The organism is Photobacterium profundum (assembly GCF_003026285.1).
Taxonomy (GTDB): Bacteria; Pseudomonadota; Gammaproteobacteria; order Enterobacterales; family Vibrionaceae; genus Photobacterium; species Photobacterium profundum.
The window spans coordinates 1-16,278 of the sequence record NZ_PYOD01000017.1 but is presented as its reverse complement, the minus strand read 5'-3'; the positions used below and the strand labels follow the sequence as shown (position 1 = coordinate 16,278).

Annotated in this window: 16 protein-coding genes and 5 tRNA genes; 5 read left to right on the top strand and 16 right to left on the bottom strand. The window is 42.7% G+C overall.

All coding sequences use genetic code 11. The features are described from left to right. Positions 1-44: 44 nt before the first annotated feature. The 15 genes from rpoB to murB all read right to left on the bottom strand — a co-directional run bounded on the left by rpoB (position 45) and on the right by murB (position 12,383). Positions 45-4,070, bottom strand: coding sequence for a DNA-directed RNA polymerase subunit beta (gene rpoB / locus C9J48_RS23215; RefSeq protein WP_006233763.1), 4,026 nt, complete (start codon positions 4,068-4,070; stop codon positions 45-47). Positions 4,071-4,296: 226 nt separating this feature from the next. After that, entirely contained in the window at positions 4,297-4,662 is a 366-nt protein-coding gene (gene rplL, locus C9J48_RS23210; RefSeq protein WP_006233764.1) for a 50S ribosomal protein L7/L12, read from the bottom strand. Between the two features lie 60 nt (positions 4,663-4,722). Beyond that, positions 4,723-5,217, bottom strand: a complete 495-nt coding sequence (gene rplJ / locus C9J48_RS23205; protein ID WP_006233765.1) for a 50S ribosomal protein L10 — start codon at positions 5,215-5,217, stop codon at positions 4,723-4,725. Between the two features lie 259 nt (positions 5,218-5,476). Beyond that, positions 5,477-6,178, bottom strand: a complete 702-nt coding sequence (rplA, locus tag C9J48_RS23200; RefSeq protein WP_107281265.1) for a 50S ribosomal protein L1 — start codon at positions 6,176-6,178, stop codon at positions 5,477-5,479. A gap of 4 nt (positions 6,179-6,182) precedes the next feature. Further along, on the bottom strand, positions 6,183-6,611 hold the full coding sequence (gene rplK, locus C9J48_RS23195; protein WP_107244645.1) for a 50S ribosomal protein L11: 429 nt from the start codon (positions 6,609-6,611) through the stop codon (positions 6,183-6,185). 124 nt (positions 6,612-6,735) lie between these two features. Further along, positions 6,736-7,281 carry a transcription termination/antitermination protein NusG gene (nusG, locus tag C9J48_RS23190; RefSeq protein WP_107256592.1) on the bottom strand — a complete coding sequence of 182 codons (546 nt, stop codon included), beginning with the start codon at positions 7,279-7,281 and terminating at the stop codon, positions 6,736-6,738. An 11-nt stretch (positions 7,282-7,292) separates the two neighbouring features. Then, positions 7,293-7,670 carry a preprotein translocase subunit SecE gene (gene secE, locus C9J48_RS23185; protein WP_107256594.1) on the bottom strand — a complete coding sequence of 126 codons (378 nt, stop codon included), beginning with the start codon at positions 7,668-7,670 and terminating at the stop codon, positions 7,293-7,295. Between the two features lie 218 nt (positions 7,671-7,888). Then, positions 7,889-9,073, bottom strand: a complete 1,185-nt coding sequence (gene tuf, locus C9J48_RS23180; RefSeq protein WP_107281264.1) for an elongation factor Tu — start codon at positions 9,071-9,073, stop codon at positions 7,889-7,891. A 103-nt stretch (positions 9,074-9,176) separates the two neighbouring features. Further along, positions 9,177-9,252, bottom strand: a tRNA-Thr gene (locus C9J48_RS23175). 12 nt (positions 9,253-9,264) lie between these two features. Next, positions 9,265-9,339 (bottom strand) — tRNA-Gly (locus tag C9J48_RS23170). 39 nt (positions 9,340-9,378) lie between these two features. Further along, positions 9,379-9,463 (bottom strand) — tRNA-Tyr (locus C9J48_RS23165). A gap of 19 nt (positions 9,464-9,482) precedes the next feature. Next, positions 9,483-9,558 (bottom strand) — tRNA-Thr (locus tag C9J48_RS23160). A 94-nt stretch (positions 9,559-9,652) separates the two neighbouring features. Then, positions 9,653-10,384: a type III pantothenate kinase gene (locus tag C9J48_RS23155; RefSeq protein ID WP_006233500.1), complete on the bottom strand. Its 732-nt coding sequence runs from the start codon at positions 10,382-10,384 to the stop codon at positions 9,653-9,655. After that, positions 10,384-11,346, bottom strand: coding sequence for a bifunctional biotin--[acetyl-CoA-carboxylase] ligase/biotin operon repressor BirA (birA, locus tag C9J48_RS23150; RefSeq protein WP_006233498.1), 963 nt, complete (start codon positions 11,344-11,346; stop codon positions 10,384-10,386). Before birA ends, C9J48_RS23155 begins: the two co-directional genes overlap by 1 nt. After that, on the bottom strand, positions 11,343-12,383 hold the full coding sequence (gene murB, locus C9J48_RS23145; RefSeq protein WP_006233497.1) for a UDP-N-acetylmuramate dehydrogenase: 1,041 nt from the start codon (positions 12,381-12,383) through the stop codon (positions 11,343-11,345). Before murB ends, birA begins: the two co-directional genes overlap by 4 nt. A 75-nt stretch (positions 12,384-12,458) precedes the next feature. On the opposite strand from murB, the gene C9J48_RS23140 reads away from it, so the two are divergent. From C9J48_RS23140 to C9J48_RS28435, 5 genes are all read left to right on the top strand, one after another. Further along, positions 12,459-12,890 (top strand): GNAT family N-acetyltransferase, encoded by a 432-nt coding sequence (locus tag C9J48_RS23140; RefSeq protein ID WP_006233496.1) that lies wholly within the window; start codon positions 12,459-12,461, stop codon positions 12,888-12,890. A 123-nt stretch (positions 12,891-13,013) separates the two neighbouring features. Beyond that, positions 13,014-14,363 (top strand): CDP-diacylglycerol--serine O-phosphatidyltransferase, encoded by a 1,350-nt coding sequence (pssA, locus tag C9J48_RS23135; protein ID WP_006233495.1) that lies wholly within the window; start codon positions 13,014-13,016, stop codon positions 14,361-14,363. A gap of 7 nt (positions 14,364-14,370) precedes the next feature. Beyond that, on the top strand, positions 14,371-15,000 hold the full coding sequence (locus C9J48_RS23130) for an isochorismatase family protein (protein ID WP_006233494.1): 630 nt from the start codon (positions 14,371-14,373) through the stop codon (positions 14,998-15,000). Positions 15,001-15,167: 167 nt separating this feature from the next. Further along, a complete protein-coding gene (locus C9J48_RS28380) occupies positions 15,168-15,347 on the top strand; it encodes a helix-turn-helix domain-containing protein (protein WP_107281263.1) in 180 nt (59 codons plus the stop codon). A 495-nt stretch (positions 15,348-15,842) separates the two neighbouring features. Next, positions 15,843-16,076 (top strand): transposase, encoded by a 234-nt coding sequence (locus tag C9J48_RS28435; protein ID WP_081450132.1) that lies wholly within the window; start codon positions 15,843-15,845, stop codon positions 16,074-16,076. A gap of 116 nt (positions 16,077-16,192) precedes the next feature. Here the strand turns inward: C9J48_RS28435 and C9J48_RS23115 are convergent. Further along, positions 16,193-16,269 (bottom strand) — tRNA-Asp (locus tag C9J48_RS23115). Positions 16,270-16,278 lie beyond the last annotated feature (9 nt).

Below are 16,278 nucleotides of genomic sequence, written 5' to 3'. Positions count from 1 at the left end.
CATATTCATACCGGAGTAACTAATAAAATTGGCATAGCCAAATTTTATTCGTCTTCCAGCTCGATGTTGATACCCAACGAGCGGATTTCTTTCAACAATACGTTGAACGATTCCGGCATACCAGGTTCCATACGATGATCTCCGTCGACGATGTTTTTATACATCTTCGTACGGCCGTTAACGTCATCTGACTTAACAGTTAGCATTTCTTGAAGAGTATATGCAGCACCGTATGCTTCTAGTGCCCACACTTCCATCTCACCGAAACGCTGACCACCGAACTGAGCTTTACCACCCAGCGGCTGCTGAGTAACAAGGCTGTAAGAACCGGTAGAACGGGCGTGCATCTTGTCATCAACCAAGTGGTTCAGTTTCAGCATGTACATGTAACCAACGGTTACAGGACGCTCAAACATATCACCGGTACGACCGTCAAACATCTTCAGCTGACCAGACTCTGGCAAGTCACCAAGCTTCAACAGCTCTTTAATAGATGCTTCTGGAGCACCATCAAATACTGGAGTCGCAATCGGTAGACCGTCACGCAGGTTCTGGATCAACGTATGTACTTGAGCATCAGATAAAGCAGCAATATCTACAGTCTGGCGAGTATCACCTAGATCGTAAACTTTCTGTAGGAAGTTACGGAACTTATGTAACTCCTGCTGTTGCTTCAACATCTCGTTAAGCTTGTCACCGATACCTTTCGCTGCAAGACCCATGTGAGTCTCCAGAATCTGGCCGATGTTCATACGAGATGGTACACCCAATGGGTTCAGTACGATTTCAACAGTCTGACCTTTTTCATCGTATGGCATGTCTTCAACAGGACAAATCTTAGAGATTACACCCTTGTTACCATGACGACCCGCCATCTTATCACCAGGTTGAATGCGACGTTTAACAGCTAGGTAAACCTTAACAATCTTAAGGACACCAGGCGCTAAATCATCACCCTGAGTAATTTTACGACGCTTAGTTTCAAACTTCTTATCGAACTCAGCTTTTAATTCGTCATACTGTTCAGCTAGTTGTTCTAGTTGATTCTGTAGTGACTCATCATCAAGCGTAAGTGCGAATAGACGCTCGCGGTCCATTGAAGCAATTTTCTCTTCACTGTAGCCGATAGAAAGAAGAAGCGTACGAACACGAGCAAGAAGACCACCCTCAAGGATCTGGAATTCTTCTGTGATATCTTTCTTCGCTTCTTTAAGCTGCATCTCTTCAATTTCAAGAGCACGCTTATCTTTTTCTACGCCATCGCGAGTAAATACTTGAACATCGATGATCGTACCAGACACGCTGTTTGGTACACGTAAAGACGAATCTTTAACGTCAGATGCTTTTTCACCGAAGATTGCACGTAGCAGTTTTTCTTCTGGAGTAAGCTGAGTTTCACCCTTAGGTGTCACTTTACCTACCAGAATGTCGCCACCTTTAACTTCAGCGCCGATGTAAACGATACCTGATTCATCCAGCTTAGAAAGCGCAGCTTCACCCACATTCGGGATATCAGCAGTGATTTCTTCAGAACCTAGTTTCGTGTCACGCGCCACACAAGAAAGCTCTTGAATGTGGATTGTTGTCAAGCGATCTTGCTGTACAACACGCTCAGAAACTAAGATGGAATCCTCAAAGTTATAACCATTCCAAGGCATGAACGCGATACGAATGTTCTGGCCAAGAGCAAGTTCACCCAGATCGGTCGAAGGACCATCTGCAAGCACGTCACCACGAGATACTGGCTCACCTGGCATCACTGTTGGACGCTGGTTAATACAAGTATTCTGGTTAGAACGGGTGTACTTAGTTAGGTTATAAATATCGATACCAGCTTCGCCTGGTACTAGCTCGTCTTCGTTAACTTTAACAACGATACGAGAAGCATCTACAGACTGAACTTGACCGCCACGCTTAGCTACAGCAGTTACGCCGGAGTCAACCGCTACAGAACGTTCAATACCTGTACCAACTAACGGCTTATCAGCACGTAATGTTGGAACAGCCTGACGTTGCATGTTTGCACCCATAAGTGCACGGTTAGCATCATCGTGTTCTAGGAACGGGATTAGGGATGCCGCCACAGATACAACCTGGTTGGTTGCAACGTCCATGTATTGAACATGATCGCGTGGGTGCAAACCTGAATCGCCTTTCTGGCGAGCAGTGATTAGTTCATCGCTAAAGCTACCATCAGTTTCTAGCGCAGCATTCGCCTGAGCGATAACATACTGGCCTTCTTCGATAGCAGACAGGTAATCGATTTGGTCGGTAACTTTACCATCAACTACTTTACGGTATGGAGTTTCCAAGAAACCGTAAGAGTTACAACGCGCATATACAGATAGCGAGTTGATTAGACCGATGTTTGGACCTTCTGGCGTTTCGATAGGACATAGACGACCGTAGTGAGTCGCGTGTACATCTCGAACTTCAAAGCCAGCACGTTCACGAGTCAGACCACCTGGACCAAGCGCCGAAATACGACGTTTGTGAGTAACTTCTGATAGTGGGTTGTTCTGGTCCATAAACTGAGACAATTGAGAAGAACCGAAGAACTCCTTAACTGCAGCAGAAATTGGCTTAGCATTGATCAGGTCTTGAGGCATGATTGCATCAAGATCGCCTAAACTTAGACGCTCTTTAACAGCACGCTCAACACGAACTAGACCAACACGGAACTGGTTTTCAGCCATCTCACCAACTGAACGGATACGACGGTTACCAAGGTGGTCGATATCATCAACTTCACCACGGCCGTTACGGATCTCGATAAGCTTCTTCATCACTTCGATAATATCGCTGTGATCAAGGATGCCTGAACCAGTTGTTTCTTCACGAAGAAGAGAGCTGTTAAACTTCATACGGCCAACAGCTGATAAGTCATAGCGATCTTCAGAGAAGAATAAGCTATTAAACAGTTGTTCAGCTGCTTCACGTGTAGGTGGCTCACCAGGACGCATCATGCGGTAGATTTCTACTAACGCACTTAGACGGTCTGTTGTGCTATCAACACGTAATGTCTCAGACATGTATGGGCCATAATCTAAATCGTTCGTAAATAGAACTTCAATAGACTTGTGACCAGCCTGAGAAAGCAATGCTAATGTTTCCAGGCTTAATTCCTGGTTAGCAGCTGCAATTAGCTCGCCGGTTTCTTCATTCACGTAATCACGTGAAGAGATCTTACCCACGATGTATTCAACAGGTACTTCAATTTGATCAACGCCGTCTTTGCCTAATTGGCGAATATGACGAGCAGTGATACGACGACCTTGTTCAACGTACACTTTACCGTTAGCTTCGATATCAAAGCTTGCAGTTTCACCACGTAGACGTTCAGGCACTAGCTCCATGACTAATGACTTACCTTGAACTTCGAAAGAAACTTTATCGAAGAACATATCAAGGATTTGTTCTGTGGTGTAATCAAGTGCGCGTAAAATTACAGAAGCTGCTAGCTTACGACGACGGTCGATACGTACGAATACGTTATCCTTAGGATCAAATTCGAAATCCAACCATGAACCACGGTATGGGATTACGCGTGCATTATAAAGCACTTTACCTGAGGAGTGGGTCTTACCCTTATCGCTGTCGAAGAAGACACCCGGGCTACGGTGCAGCTGGGATACGATAACTCTCTCGGTACCGTTAATAACGAAAGTACCGTTATTTGTCATGAGCGGAATTTCGCCCATGTATACTTCTTGTTCTTTAATGTCTTTTACGGTGCCTGCAGGTGCGTCTTTGTCATACATGACAAGACGTAGCTTCACACGTAACGGTGCGGAGTAAGTTACGCCACGAATTTGACATTCTTTAACATCGAAGACCGGCTCACCGAGACGATAGCTAACGTATTGCAGCTCGGAATTGCCATTATAGCTCTGAATTGGAAAAACAGAACGAAAGGCAGCTTCTAGACCGTAATGCCCTTCTGGATCCTGCTCGATGAACTTTTGAAAAGAATCAAGCTGGATCGACAGCAAGTATGGAGCATCCAAAACGCGCGGACGCTTACCAAAATCCTTACGGATACGCTTTTTCTCGGTATAAGAGTAAACCATAGGTTCCTCAGATCGCTGATAAGTGATCCAAACTGTCCAACTAAGGGACAGTGACTAATAACACTGTTTATTGTAGGAACAGCCTTGAAGAATCAAAAACTGTTTTTTTGCACGAATAATGGTTACAAAACAATGTGAAAATTACCATTATCCTACAGCGCAAAAAGGCCGGAGGCAATTCAGCCTCCAGCCATTAGCCTTTTCAGGCTAAGAAACTAAGTAATAATTACTTAATTTCAACAGAAGCGCCAACTTCTTCTAGCTGAGCTTTAAGAGCTTCAGCTTCAGCTTTGTCAACACCTTCTTTAAGAGGTGCTGGAGCGCCGTCAACTACTGCTTTAGCTTCTTTAAGGCCAAGACCAGTTGCGCCACGTACAGCTTTGATAACTTGTACTTTCTGTGCGCCAACAGCTGTTAGGATAACGTCAAACTCAGTTTGCTCTTCAGCAGCTTCAGCAGAAGCACCGCCAGCAACTACTGCAGCAGCAGCAGTAACACCGAATTTTTCTTCCATAGCTTCGATAAGCTCAACAACTTGCATTACAGACATTTCTGCAACTGCGTCTAGGATTTGCTCGTTTGTGATAGACATAACAATTCTCTTTGAAATCAACAATTAATTTAATATAGCGTTCAGATAAAACAAGGACAATTAAGCCGCTGCTTCTTCTTTCTGATCGCGTACAGCTGCGATAGTACGTACCAGCTTGCCAGCTGAAGCTTCTTTCATGCACATCATTAGGCGTGCAATAGCTTCGTCGTAAGTTGGTAGTGTCGCAAGAACTTCTGCGTCAACAACAGCGCCTTCGAATGCGGCTGCTTTGAACTCGAAATCTTTATTCTCTTTAGCGAAATCTTTAAAAAGACGCGCTGCAGCACCTGGGTGCTCATTAGAGAAACCGATTAGTGAAGGACCAACAAAAACGTCTTTTAGACATTCAAAATCAGTACCTTCAACTGCGCGGCGTGCTAGTGTGTTACGAACAACTTTCAGGTAAACGCCGTTTTCACGAGCTTGTTTACGAAGAGAAGTCATCGCACCAACTGCAACACCACGAGAGTCAGCAACAACTGCAGACAGGGCACCATTGGCAGCTTCGTTGACTTCAGCAACAATTGCTTTTTTGTCTTGAAGATTTAATGCCATTGGATATAGCTCCTGGATTTTTTTTGCTGGGTTGCCCCAGTCATTACACCACTCACTGTCAGTATGACAGGAGAGACTTACGGCGCAGATCCAAGATAGATAAAATCAATCATGTTCTGGCACCGTCTACGTAGGTAAAGATTAAGTTTCGAAAAACACCTACGGTCTTTGACGAAGGCTAATTAACGAGTAATCAACCTCAGCCATGAATTTGTGAACGCCAAATTATACACTAACCTGGCAGTTCTGCAAATCAGTTTTAAAGGCTCGTTTCCAGAGTATTCTGGTCTAACGAAACACCTGCACCCATAGTGGTAGAGATGCTTACTTTCTTGATGAAAACACCTTTAGCTGAAGAAGGTTTAGCTTTCTTCAGAGCAACTAGAAGAGATTCTAAGTTCTCTTTTAGTTGAGCAGCATCAAAGTCCACTTTACCGATAGTAGTGTGGATGATGCCGTTTTTGTCGTTACGGTAACGAACCTGACCAGCTTTAGCATTTTTAACTGCTTGAGCAACGTTAGGAGTTACAGTACCAACCTTAGGGTTTGGCATAAGACCGCGAGGACCAAGGATAGTACCTAGTTGACCAACAACGCGCATTGCATCAGGAGATGCGATAACAACGTCAAAGTCCATGATACCTTTCTTAACTTGATCAGCAAGGTCGTCCATACCGATTAGGTCAGCGCCAGCTTCTTTAGCAGCTTCTGCGTTAGCACCTTGAGTGAACACAGCAACACGGATTTCACGACCAGTACCGTGTGGTAGCACTGTAGCGCCACGAACGTTTTGATCTGATTTACGTGCATCAATGCCAAGGTTAACAGCAACGTCAACGCTTTCTACAAATTTAGCAGTAGCTAGTTCTTTAAGAAGAGCAACAGCTTCGTTGATGTCGTAAGATTTAGTCGCATCAACTTTGTCACGAATTACGCGCATGCGCTTAGTAATTTTAGCCATTTTCTTAACCCTCTACCACTAGGCCCATTGAACGAGCAGTACCAGCAATCGAACGCTTCATAGCTTCGATGTCAGCACCAGTCATATCAGCTGCTTTAGTTTCAGCAATTTCCTGAACCTGAGCGTCAGTAATAGTACCAACTTTCTCAGTGTTAGGACGGCCAGAACCAGACTTAACGCCAGCAGCTTTCTTAAGAAGAACTGCAGCAGGTGGAGTCTTAGTGATGAACGTGAAAGAACGGTCACTGTAAACTGTGATAACTACAGGAGTCGGAAGACCCTTCTCAACAGAATCTGTACGTGCGTTAAACGCTTTACAGAATTCCATGATGTTAACACCGTGTTGACCTAGAGCAGGACCAACTGGTGGACTTGGGTTTGCTGCACCAGCTGCAACTTGCAGCTTGATGTATGCTTCTACTTTTTTAGCCATTGCTATATACCTAAATTTGGGTTCAAACGTCTATTTTCAAGAAATAGACTCCCCGTCTAACGAAAGGGCGCGAAATTATAGTCTAATCTCATGCCCATGACAATCAAAACTGATTATAAAACGATCAGTTCTTTTCTACTTGACCAAATTCCAATTCAACAGGCGTTGCACGACCGAAAATAGAAACAGAAACCTTAACACGGCTCTTATCATAATCGACATGCTCAACAACACCGTTGAAGTCTGCAAATGGGCCATCAGTAACACGAACCACTTCACCTGGTTCGAAGACTGTTTTATGGACTGGAGACTCACTCGCCTGCTGAAGACGATTAAGAATCGCATCCGCCTCTTTATCAGAGATAGGAGCAGGACGGTCAGATGTACCGCCAATGAACCCCATTACACGAGGAATACTACGTACTAGGTGCCATGTTTCATCATTCATCACCATTTGTACAAGCACATAGCCAGGGAAGAACTTACGCTCACTCTTCCTACGCTGGCCAGCACGCATTTCAACCACTTCCTCGGTTGGTACTAGTACCTCGTCAAAATAGTCTTCCATACTATGCATTTTGATGTGCTCGCGTAGTGATTGTGCTACTCGGCCTTCAAAACCAGAGAAAGCTTGCACTACATACCATCGTTTTTTTGGAGCTTCGCTCATGAACTCTTACCTCATACACCGGTAACTAGGCGGACTAAACGGACCATAATGCCGTCGATGCCCCACAGGGCTAAAGCCATAACAACAGTGACGGCTAAAACAATAAAGGTTGTCTGCGTAGCTTCCTGCCGAGTTGGCCATACCACTTTGCGGACTTCCATGCGCGATTCACGAGCAAACGTAATCGCGGTTTTACCTTTCGCTGTAAATATGGCGATACCACCAGCAGCAGCGACAAGAATCACTACTGATGCAGCACGCAATACTACAGAAACATCACTGTACAGGTAATTACCAACCACAGCGGCAGCTAACAAAGCAAATACAGTGACCCATTTAAGGCCATCCATACTGCTAGGGCTGTTTTGGTTTTCGGCATTCGCTTTCATACAACCAACCTGTAACTAGTCTCAATATAGACGAAAACAACCCCGCTATTGCGAGGTCCTAAATGAAGGAAAGGACTAAGCCTTTAATGACATTGATAAAAACTTCATTACTACGAACATTTATTCTACGCATTATGACCAAAAAATATGCTCATCAAAATTTAAGCGCAGAAAAAGGGCATCAAATGATGCCCTTTTTGGTACCGTGTCGTCAAATCTTATTCAAAGATCTTAGCAACAACACCTGCACCAACTGTACGACCACCTTCACGGATCGCAAAGCGCAGACCTTCGTCCATCGCGATAGGCGCGATTAGCGTAACTTTCATCTGAATGTTATCGCCAGGCATTACCATCTCAACGCCTTCTGGCAATTCGATAGTACCCGTTACATCAGTCGTACGGAAGTAGAACTGTGGGCGGTAACCTTTAAAGAAAGGAGTATGACGACCACCTTCATCTTTAGACAGAACATAAATTTCTGACTCAAAAGTAGTGTGCGGAGTGATTGAACCTGGCTTAGCAAGAACTTGACCACGCTCAACTTCATCACGCTTAGTACCACGAAGAAGAACACCAACGTTCTCACCAGCACGGCCTTCGTCAAGAAGCTTACGGAACATTTCAACACCAGTACATGTAGTAGTGATAGTCTCTTTGATACCGATGATAGCAACTTCTTCACCAACACGTACGATACCTTGCTCAACACGACCAGTTACAACAGTACCACGGCCTTGAATTGAGAAAACATCTTCGATTGGAAGGATGAATGGAAGATCGATTGCACGCTCTGGCTCTGGGATGTAGTTATCTAGAGCTTCAGCTAGTTCAACGATTTTCTCTTCCCACTGAGCTTCACCGTTAAGTGCGCCAAGTGCAGAACCCATGATTACTGGGCAATCATCGCCTGGGAAATCGTATTCAGAAAGAAGTTCACGAACTTCCATTTCTACTAGTTCTAGTAACTCTTCATCATCAACCATGTCACATTTGTTCATGAATACGATGATGTAAGGAATACCAACCTGACGACCAAGAAGGATGTGCTCACGTGTTTGTGGCATAGGACCATCAGTTGCAGCAACAACTAGGATACCACCATCCATTTGAGCAGCACCAGTGATCATGTTTTTAACATAATCGGCGTGTCCAGGACAATCAACGTGTGCATAGTGACGAGAAGGAGTATCGTATTCTACGTGAGAAGTAGAAATTGTGATACCGCGCTCGCGCTCTTCTGGAGCGTTATCGATAGAAGCGAAGTCTTTTGCATCACCACCGTATACTTTTGCAAGTGTAGTACAGATAGCAGCAGTTAGAGTTGTTTTACCGTGATCGACGTGGCCGATTGTACCAACGTTAACATGCGGTTTTAGACGTTCAAATTTTTCTTTAGACATGGATAGTCCCTCTAGACACGGCATTAGGTGGCATTACGACCACACAACCAAACATAGGTTTGTAGAGTATATATCAAATGATTTGAGAGCGACTTGGAGAGAGTGGTGCTAATAGGCGGAGTCGAACCGCCGACCTCACCCTTACCAAGGGTGCGCTCTACCAACTGAGCTATATCAGCGCACAAGAAGTATGGAGCGTGCAGCGGGAATCGAACCCGCATCATCAGCTTGGAAGGCTGAGGTAATAGCCATTATACGATGCACGCAAAACTCATCACTCGAAGAGCGGTCAAACTACTTGAAAATGGTGGAGGGGGAAGGATTCGAACCTTCGAAGGCAGAGCCGTCAGATTTACAATCTGATCCCTTTGGCCACTCGGGAACCCCTCCAGGGGTATAACTAAAATACTGGTGCCGACTACCGGAGTCGAACTGGTGACCTACTGATTACAAGTCAGTTGCTCTACCTACTGAGCTAAGTCGGCTTTAGTGCTGCGCATTTTAGTGAATGATCTATAGCCTTGCAATACCTTTAAAGCTATTTTTTGATTTTTTTGCTAACAGCTTTCTTTCTATAAGCTAACGGCATTTCGCATACAAGGCTAAACCTTCCAGCACTAACTCTGAACGATGCTGATAATGCCTTGACCATTGAACAGGGAGATGACGCACTCCGCCACCACACAAAATCACTTGAGGCTCTTCACCCAATTTATCTTTTGCTTGCTTAAAACCATATTCAATTAAACCAATCAATGCCGCACGACAGCCATTTTTTAAACCATCAGCAGTATTATCAGAAAAGGTAATGCACTCGCCGTGTTCACGATCAGAAAAAACTTTACAAGTATTTTCTAATACTGACTGCATCATAAGTTGGTAACCAGGCGCGATCCAACCACCTAAATGTTTACCATCTTCAGTTAACACATCGAACGTTAAAGCCGTACCAATATCAACAATCACTGTTGGTTTTTTAAATTCTTGTCGAATAGCCACTAATGTTAACCATCGATCAACACCAAGGTATTGGTATTCAGAATACGCATTTTTAACGCCAAAATCTTTCCGTAAGGTTTTCACTTGCATAACTGGAATATTGGCCATCTGAGCAATACGCTGAATTGAATTATCAACCTCAACAGGTCCAACACTAGCAAACACTATTCGATGAATTCCTTTCTCTAGCAGTGGTTCAAGTACCATTTCTAATTTACGGCTAGGATAGCGTCCTAACAGTTCAAACTTTCCAGATTCAAATAATTGGGCAACTTTAACGTAGGTATTGCCGGCTTCAATCAATAATTGCATCAACAACCTCTAAGGCTGATTTCACCACCGATATAAGGTTCAATCCCTGATTCGGTTTCAAGTAATAAGGCACCCTGCTTATCAATTCCGCGAGCAATCCCTTCGACTACACGTTGACCAATTAATAATTTAACAGGGCGATTCAAAAAGTTATCTATTTTATTCCAACGTTCAACAAAGCCATCTAATCCTACTTGTTCATAAGTTATTAATGTTTTTTGCAAACTATCAATAAGTTCAGCAGCTAGATGGTTTCGCTCTGGCAGTTTATCGCAAGCTTGCGACAGATTTGTCCAAGCCTGTCCAATACTACTCCCTTCCGTATCCGGCATATTGATATTCAACCCCATACCTATAACAAGGTGAGCAGCATCGCCAGCCTGACCAGTCATCTCAACTAAGATCCCTGCCAGCTTTTTATCTCTGTAATAAAGATCATTAGGCCATTTCACTCTAACTTCATCAGCACCAAGTGATTGCAATGTTTCAGCAATAGCGACACCAACAACGAGGCTCAACCCCATTGCAGCCGCCATACCAGCATCTAGGCGCCAATACATAGATAAATAAAGGTTGCTACCAAACGGTGACAGCCATTGCCGTCCACGACGCCCCCTGCCTGCCTGCTGGTATTCCGCCAAGCAAACAGTGCCTTTAGATAAAAGCCCAAAGCGATCTAGTAAATACTGATTAGTCGAGTCAATTATGGGTATTAACTCTAACTGCGGACACTTTACCTGAGACAAAATCTTATCGCAATCCAGTAACTCTATCGGAGTAGATATACAATACCCCTTCCCCTGAATACGAAACAGGTCTAACCCCCAAAGCTGTAACACTTTGATATGTTTACTTATGGCAGATCTTGAAATACCAAGAGACTCACCAAGAGCCTCTCCAGAATGAAATTGTCCATCAGCCAATAGCTTAATTAACGCTAACCGCGTGGCATGTTCTTTCATGCTAACACCTCAGACAACGTCGTTTCTTTTGACGCCCCCATAAAGCGCACTTCATGTTCGAGCAACACCCCAAATTTATCATTAACTGTGTTAACAACGTGTTGAGCCAGTAACAACACATCTCTCGCGGTAGCATTTCCCGTATTTACTAACACAAGAGCCTGTTGTTCATGCACTTTTGCACCACCAATCTGCATACCTTTCAAATCACACTGATCAATCAGCCAGCCAGCCGCTAATTTATATTCAAGGTTTGAAACTTTATAGTTCGGCATTTGAGGGTATTGATACAACAATGCATCTTTAATTGATTGCGTTATCACTGGGTTTTTAAAAAAACTCCCAGCATTCCCCAACACTTGTGGATCGGGTAATTTCGACTGTCTAATTCTACAAACGGCATTAAAAACATCAATTGCAGCAACCGTTGTCTTGTTAAGCTCAGCTAAGGGACCATAGGTTGTTTTAGGCTCCCATTCTTTTTTCAAAATAAAGCCGACCGCAACGATGATATGGGTTTCTTTTAATTCATGCTTAAAAATTGAATCTCGATAACCAAATTGACACTCTTTACGACTCAACCTTGATACTTCACCAGAATCAATATTTAAAATATCGACATATTGACAAATATCTTGCAGCTCTACGCCATAAGCACCAATATTTTGAATCGGAGAGGAGCCAACACAACCAGGTATCAGGGCAAGGTTTTCTAGTCCTGGCATATTATGTTCAATGGTCCATTGAACGAAGCTATGCCAGTCTTCCCCTGCCCCTACGTGTAATAAATAACTCTCTGCAGTCTCGTTAACCGTTATTCCTTTAATACGGTTAAGTACAACAACACCAGAAAAATCATCACAAAAAAGTAGGTTACTACCCTTACCTAAAACTAATTTAGGCAATGTCTGATATTGCTTATTACGCCAAATCAACAATAAATCGTCAACTGACTCAGCCTCAATAAGTGCATAAGCTTGTGACTCTATACCAAAGGTGTGAAAAGCAGCCAACGATGTTTCTTGTAAAATTCTCATGCTAATATCGAACCATACCTTTTATACTCATCGCAATATTTTACCCGATTCATACTAACTACGCAGTGTTTTCCCATGACTAAGCTTAGATTTCACCATTTAGAACCTCTTCGTTTTCCACTAGTAAACCGATTATATAAAAACTACTACCCCGCAGGAAAAGCAAAAAAAGATGAAACAATATGGGTAGGAGATAATGAGAAAGGTATAATTTGCGTCGTTAGGTTTAAGCAATTTGAAAACATTCAGTTATTAACAGGAATGCTTGTTCATCCTGAGTTTCGTGAACAAGGCGTTGCTAAAGATTTGCTAGCGGCAACGGAAATACAAATAAATTGCAAGCCTTGTTACTGTTTTGCATTTCGTGAGTTAATCCCACTTTATTCAAACGCCAACTTCCATTTGGTCGACAAAACCGAGTTACCTGAAATACTGTCTAACCGATTAATACGTTATATTAGCAGTGGGAAAGACCTTGTCGCGATGCGTTATGAACACTTAACTTGACACATTTTAATATACTCGTGACATAAGCTAACAATAGGGTACATTGACATCAGAAATTTTCTGGTATAATCCCGCTCTTATTTAACAGGTTTATCTACCGTAAGTCGCGCAAACGAGGCAATAATGGATTCAGCTATTACAAATAGGCAGCGTATTGAACAGCTGCCATGTATTGCTCACAAGCCAGAAGAATTGGAAACACTTTTAGATGCTGGTTCATTCAGAGAGCGCCTTCATACTGAAATAATGCAGGCAAAGCACCGTATTTATCTAGTTGCTTTATATTTGCAAGATGATGAAGCTGGTAGAGCAATTCTGACATCACTATATGAAGCAAAACAGCTCAATCCTAGTCTAGATATCAAAGTACTGGTTGATTGGCATCGTGCACAACGAGGACTAATTGGGGCCGCACAATCTGACGGCAATGCTGCTTTTTACCGTGAATTTGCTGAAAAGTATCAATATCAAATTGAAGTTCTAGGGGTACCAGTTAGAAACCGTGAAGTATTTGGCGTTTTACACCTTAAAGGTTTCATTGTTGATAATAAAGTTATCTATAGTGGCGCTAGTTTAAACGATGTCTATTTAGCGCAGCATGATCGTTATCGTTGTGACAGATACCATGTAATTCACAATATAAAACTTGCGGATAGTATGGCGGGCTTTATCACGAATACATTAGTAGAAAGTGATGCAGTCAATTGCTTAAACCAAGAAATACGTCCTGATACCAAATCTCTAAAAAGTGCAATCAAAGACCTTCGTTCTCAACTTCAACGTGCAAGTTACAATTATCAAGCTGAAGAAATTAGCGAAGACCAAGTCGGTTTAACTCCTTTACTTGGCTTAGGTAAACGTAAAAATAAACTAAACGAGCATATTTGTACTCTTATTGCTAGTGCACAAAAAGAACTCATAATATGTACACCCTACTTCAATTTCCCTCGGACTGTTGGTAGAGAAGTTCGCCGCGCAATACGACGAGGTGTTAAAGTTACAATTGTTATTGGTGACAAAACAGCTAATGATTTCTTTATTCCACCAAGTGAGCCATTCAAAACGATCGCAGGGTTACCTTATTTATATGAAGTAAACCTTCGTAATTTTGCAAAACAAAATGAAGCAGCAATAGCACGTAGACAGCTCGCTATTCATCTATGGAAACACGAAGATAATAGCTTTCACCTTAAAGGGATATGGGTAGATAGGAGCTACATGCTAATTACGGGGAATAATTTAAACCCAAGGGCATGGAAATTAGACCTAGAGAATGCAATTTTAGTTCATGATAAAAATCAGTTATTGGCAGACCAAAAACAAAAAGAGTTAGATTGTATTCTTAAGCATACCCAATTGGTTGGTAGCTATAAATTCATCGAAAAAATAGATAGTTACCCAGCTCCGGTCAGAAAGCTAATTAAACGAATTCGTCGTATTAAAGCTGATCATATTCTCAATCAAATCTTGTAGGTATCAAATGATTATTGCAGCCATTGATGTTGATCCACAAAAAGCATTTACCCCACTTTGTCCAAATGAGCTTCCGGTAAATGAGGGTGACATCATTGGTCCAGCATTAAATGCACAGGCAAAAAAAGCAAATTTTCGAGTGCTCACAAAAGATGCCCACCAATCGAAGACAATATGGACTGTAGATAATCATTCTCAAATGTTACAGCCTTTAGATCATCCGAATGCAGACTTAACTTGGGTATCACATGCAGTACCTGGCACAAGAGGCTTTGAGACTATCCCAGAGCTTCCAGCAGTCACTGATTATGACTTCGTTGTATGGAAAGGTATAGAAGCAGATTTGCACCCATACGGAGCCTGTTATCACGACATAGCAGAGAAGCTTAGTACAGGGCTGATCGAATGGCTCATAGCGAAAGAAGTAGGCACTGTTTTGGTCGGTGGCCTTGCTACTGATTATTGTGTAAAGACAACTGCACTGCAATTAGTTAAAAGTAAGCAATTCAAGGTCATCGTTAACGTAGAGGCTTGTCGAGGAATCGCGACAGAAACAATAGAATTAGCTTACAAAGAAATGTCTCAGGCCGGCATTACCATCATTCAAAATATTAATGAATTACAAATACACTTATAATTTAGCCCGAATAAATGCCTGATTCATTAACGTTTCAGGCTATATATAATATACCGACTCCTGCCTTCCTAGGGCTATTCACAACTATGCTTATCTTAATTGGTGTTATACCATCCAGTTAAAAATATGACCTAGTTGAGGCTATCTACTTTGTCTGAGTTATTACCATGGATAGCCTAAATAATATCGACGCTAAATCCCTTTCCAGCAAACAAACATCTATCCAGATGAAAATGCGCTTTTTGGCACTTGCTCACCTTAAAGATGGTCATTCACGTACTCAGATTGCTAAATATCTAAAGGTTAGTCGCACCAGTATAAACAAATGGATTCAGGTTTTTCTTTAAAATGAACTCGACGGGCTGAAGGAAAAGGCTCGTACTGGACGCCCTTCCTTTCTCTTTCATCAAGAAAGGCAACAACTAGCCAAGTACATGAAGATAACGCAGCTAAACCTGATGATGGCAGACTCACAGGTCATGATCTTCATAACTACATCACTCAGACATTTGGCAAAGTATACAATCCAGACCACATCTACATATTGATCAAAAAATGAGCTCTCATGGGCAACTTCTCGCTCAAAGCACCCTAAGCACTCTAATGAAACCCAGAAAGTTTTACGACCCTTAAGATCCCTGGTAGGGCAAAGACAGAAACGCGTCCGCGAGTCATCAAACAGCAGCAGTTTAAGTATATCTTTGGAGCTATTTGCCCTAGCCGTAGTATTGGAGAGGCAATCGTTGCTCCTTGGAGCAATAAAGATACGATGAAGCAACGTCTTCAGCAAGTATCAAAAAAGGCAGGTATGCCGTTGTGATAATGGATGGTATACCGAAGACATTGTATATAACCTTCCTAATGTCAGTATCATAAAACTCCCTCCCTATTCACCAGAGCGGAATTCAATAGAACAAGTTTGGAGCTGGATGAGTCAGCACCATTTAACAAATCAAGCTTTTGAAATTATAATGAGATTGTTGATAAGGTTTGCAATGCTTGGAATAGCTTTCTTAAGTGATATGAAAAGAGTAACAAGGGTGCGGACGAGAAACTGGATCAGCCTGACCAGTTAATTAGCTAAAATGGTATAACGTCGGTGGTTTGGTAACAAATACATAAAGATAAAAGAAGCAACATTAATTACAGATGAAAAAAAGCCCTAATCTTTCGATTAGGGCTTCTTCAATAATGGCGGAGTGGACGGGACTCGAACCCGCGACCCCCGGCGTGACAGGCCGGTATTCTAACCAACTGAACTACCACTCCGCAGTGTCT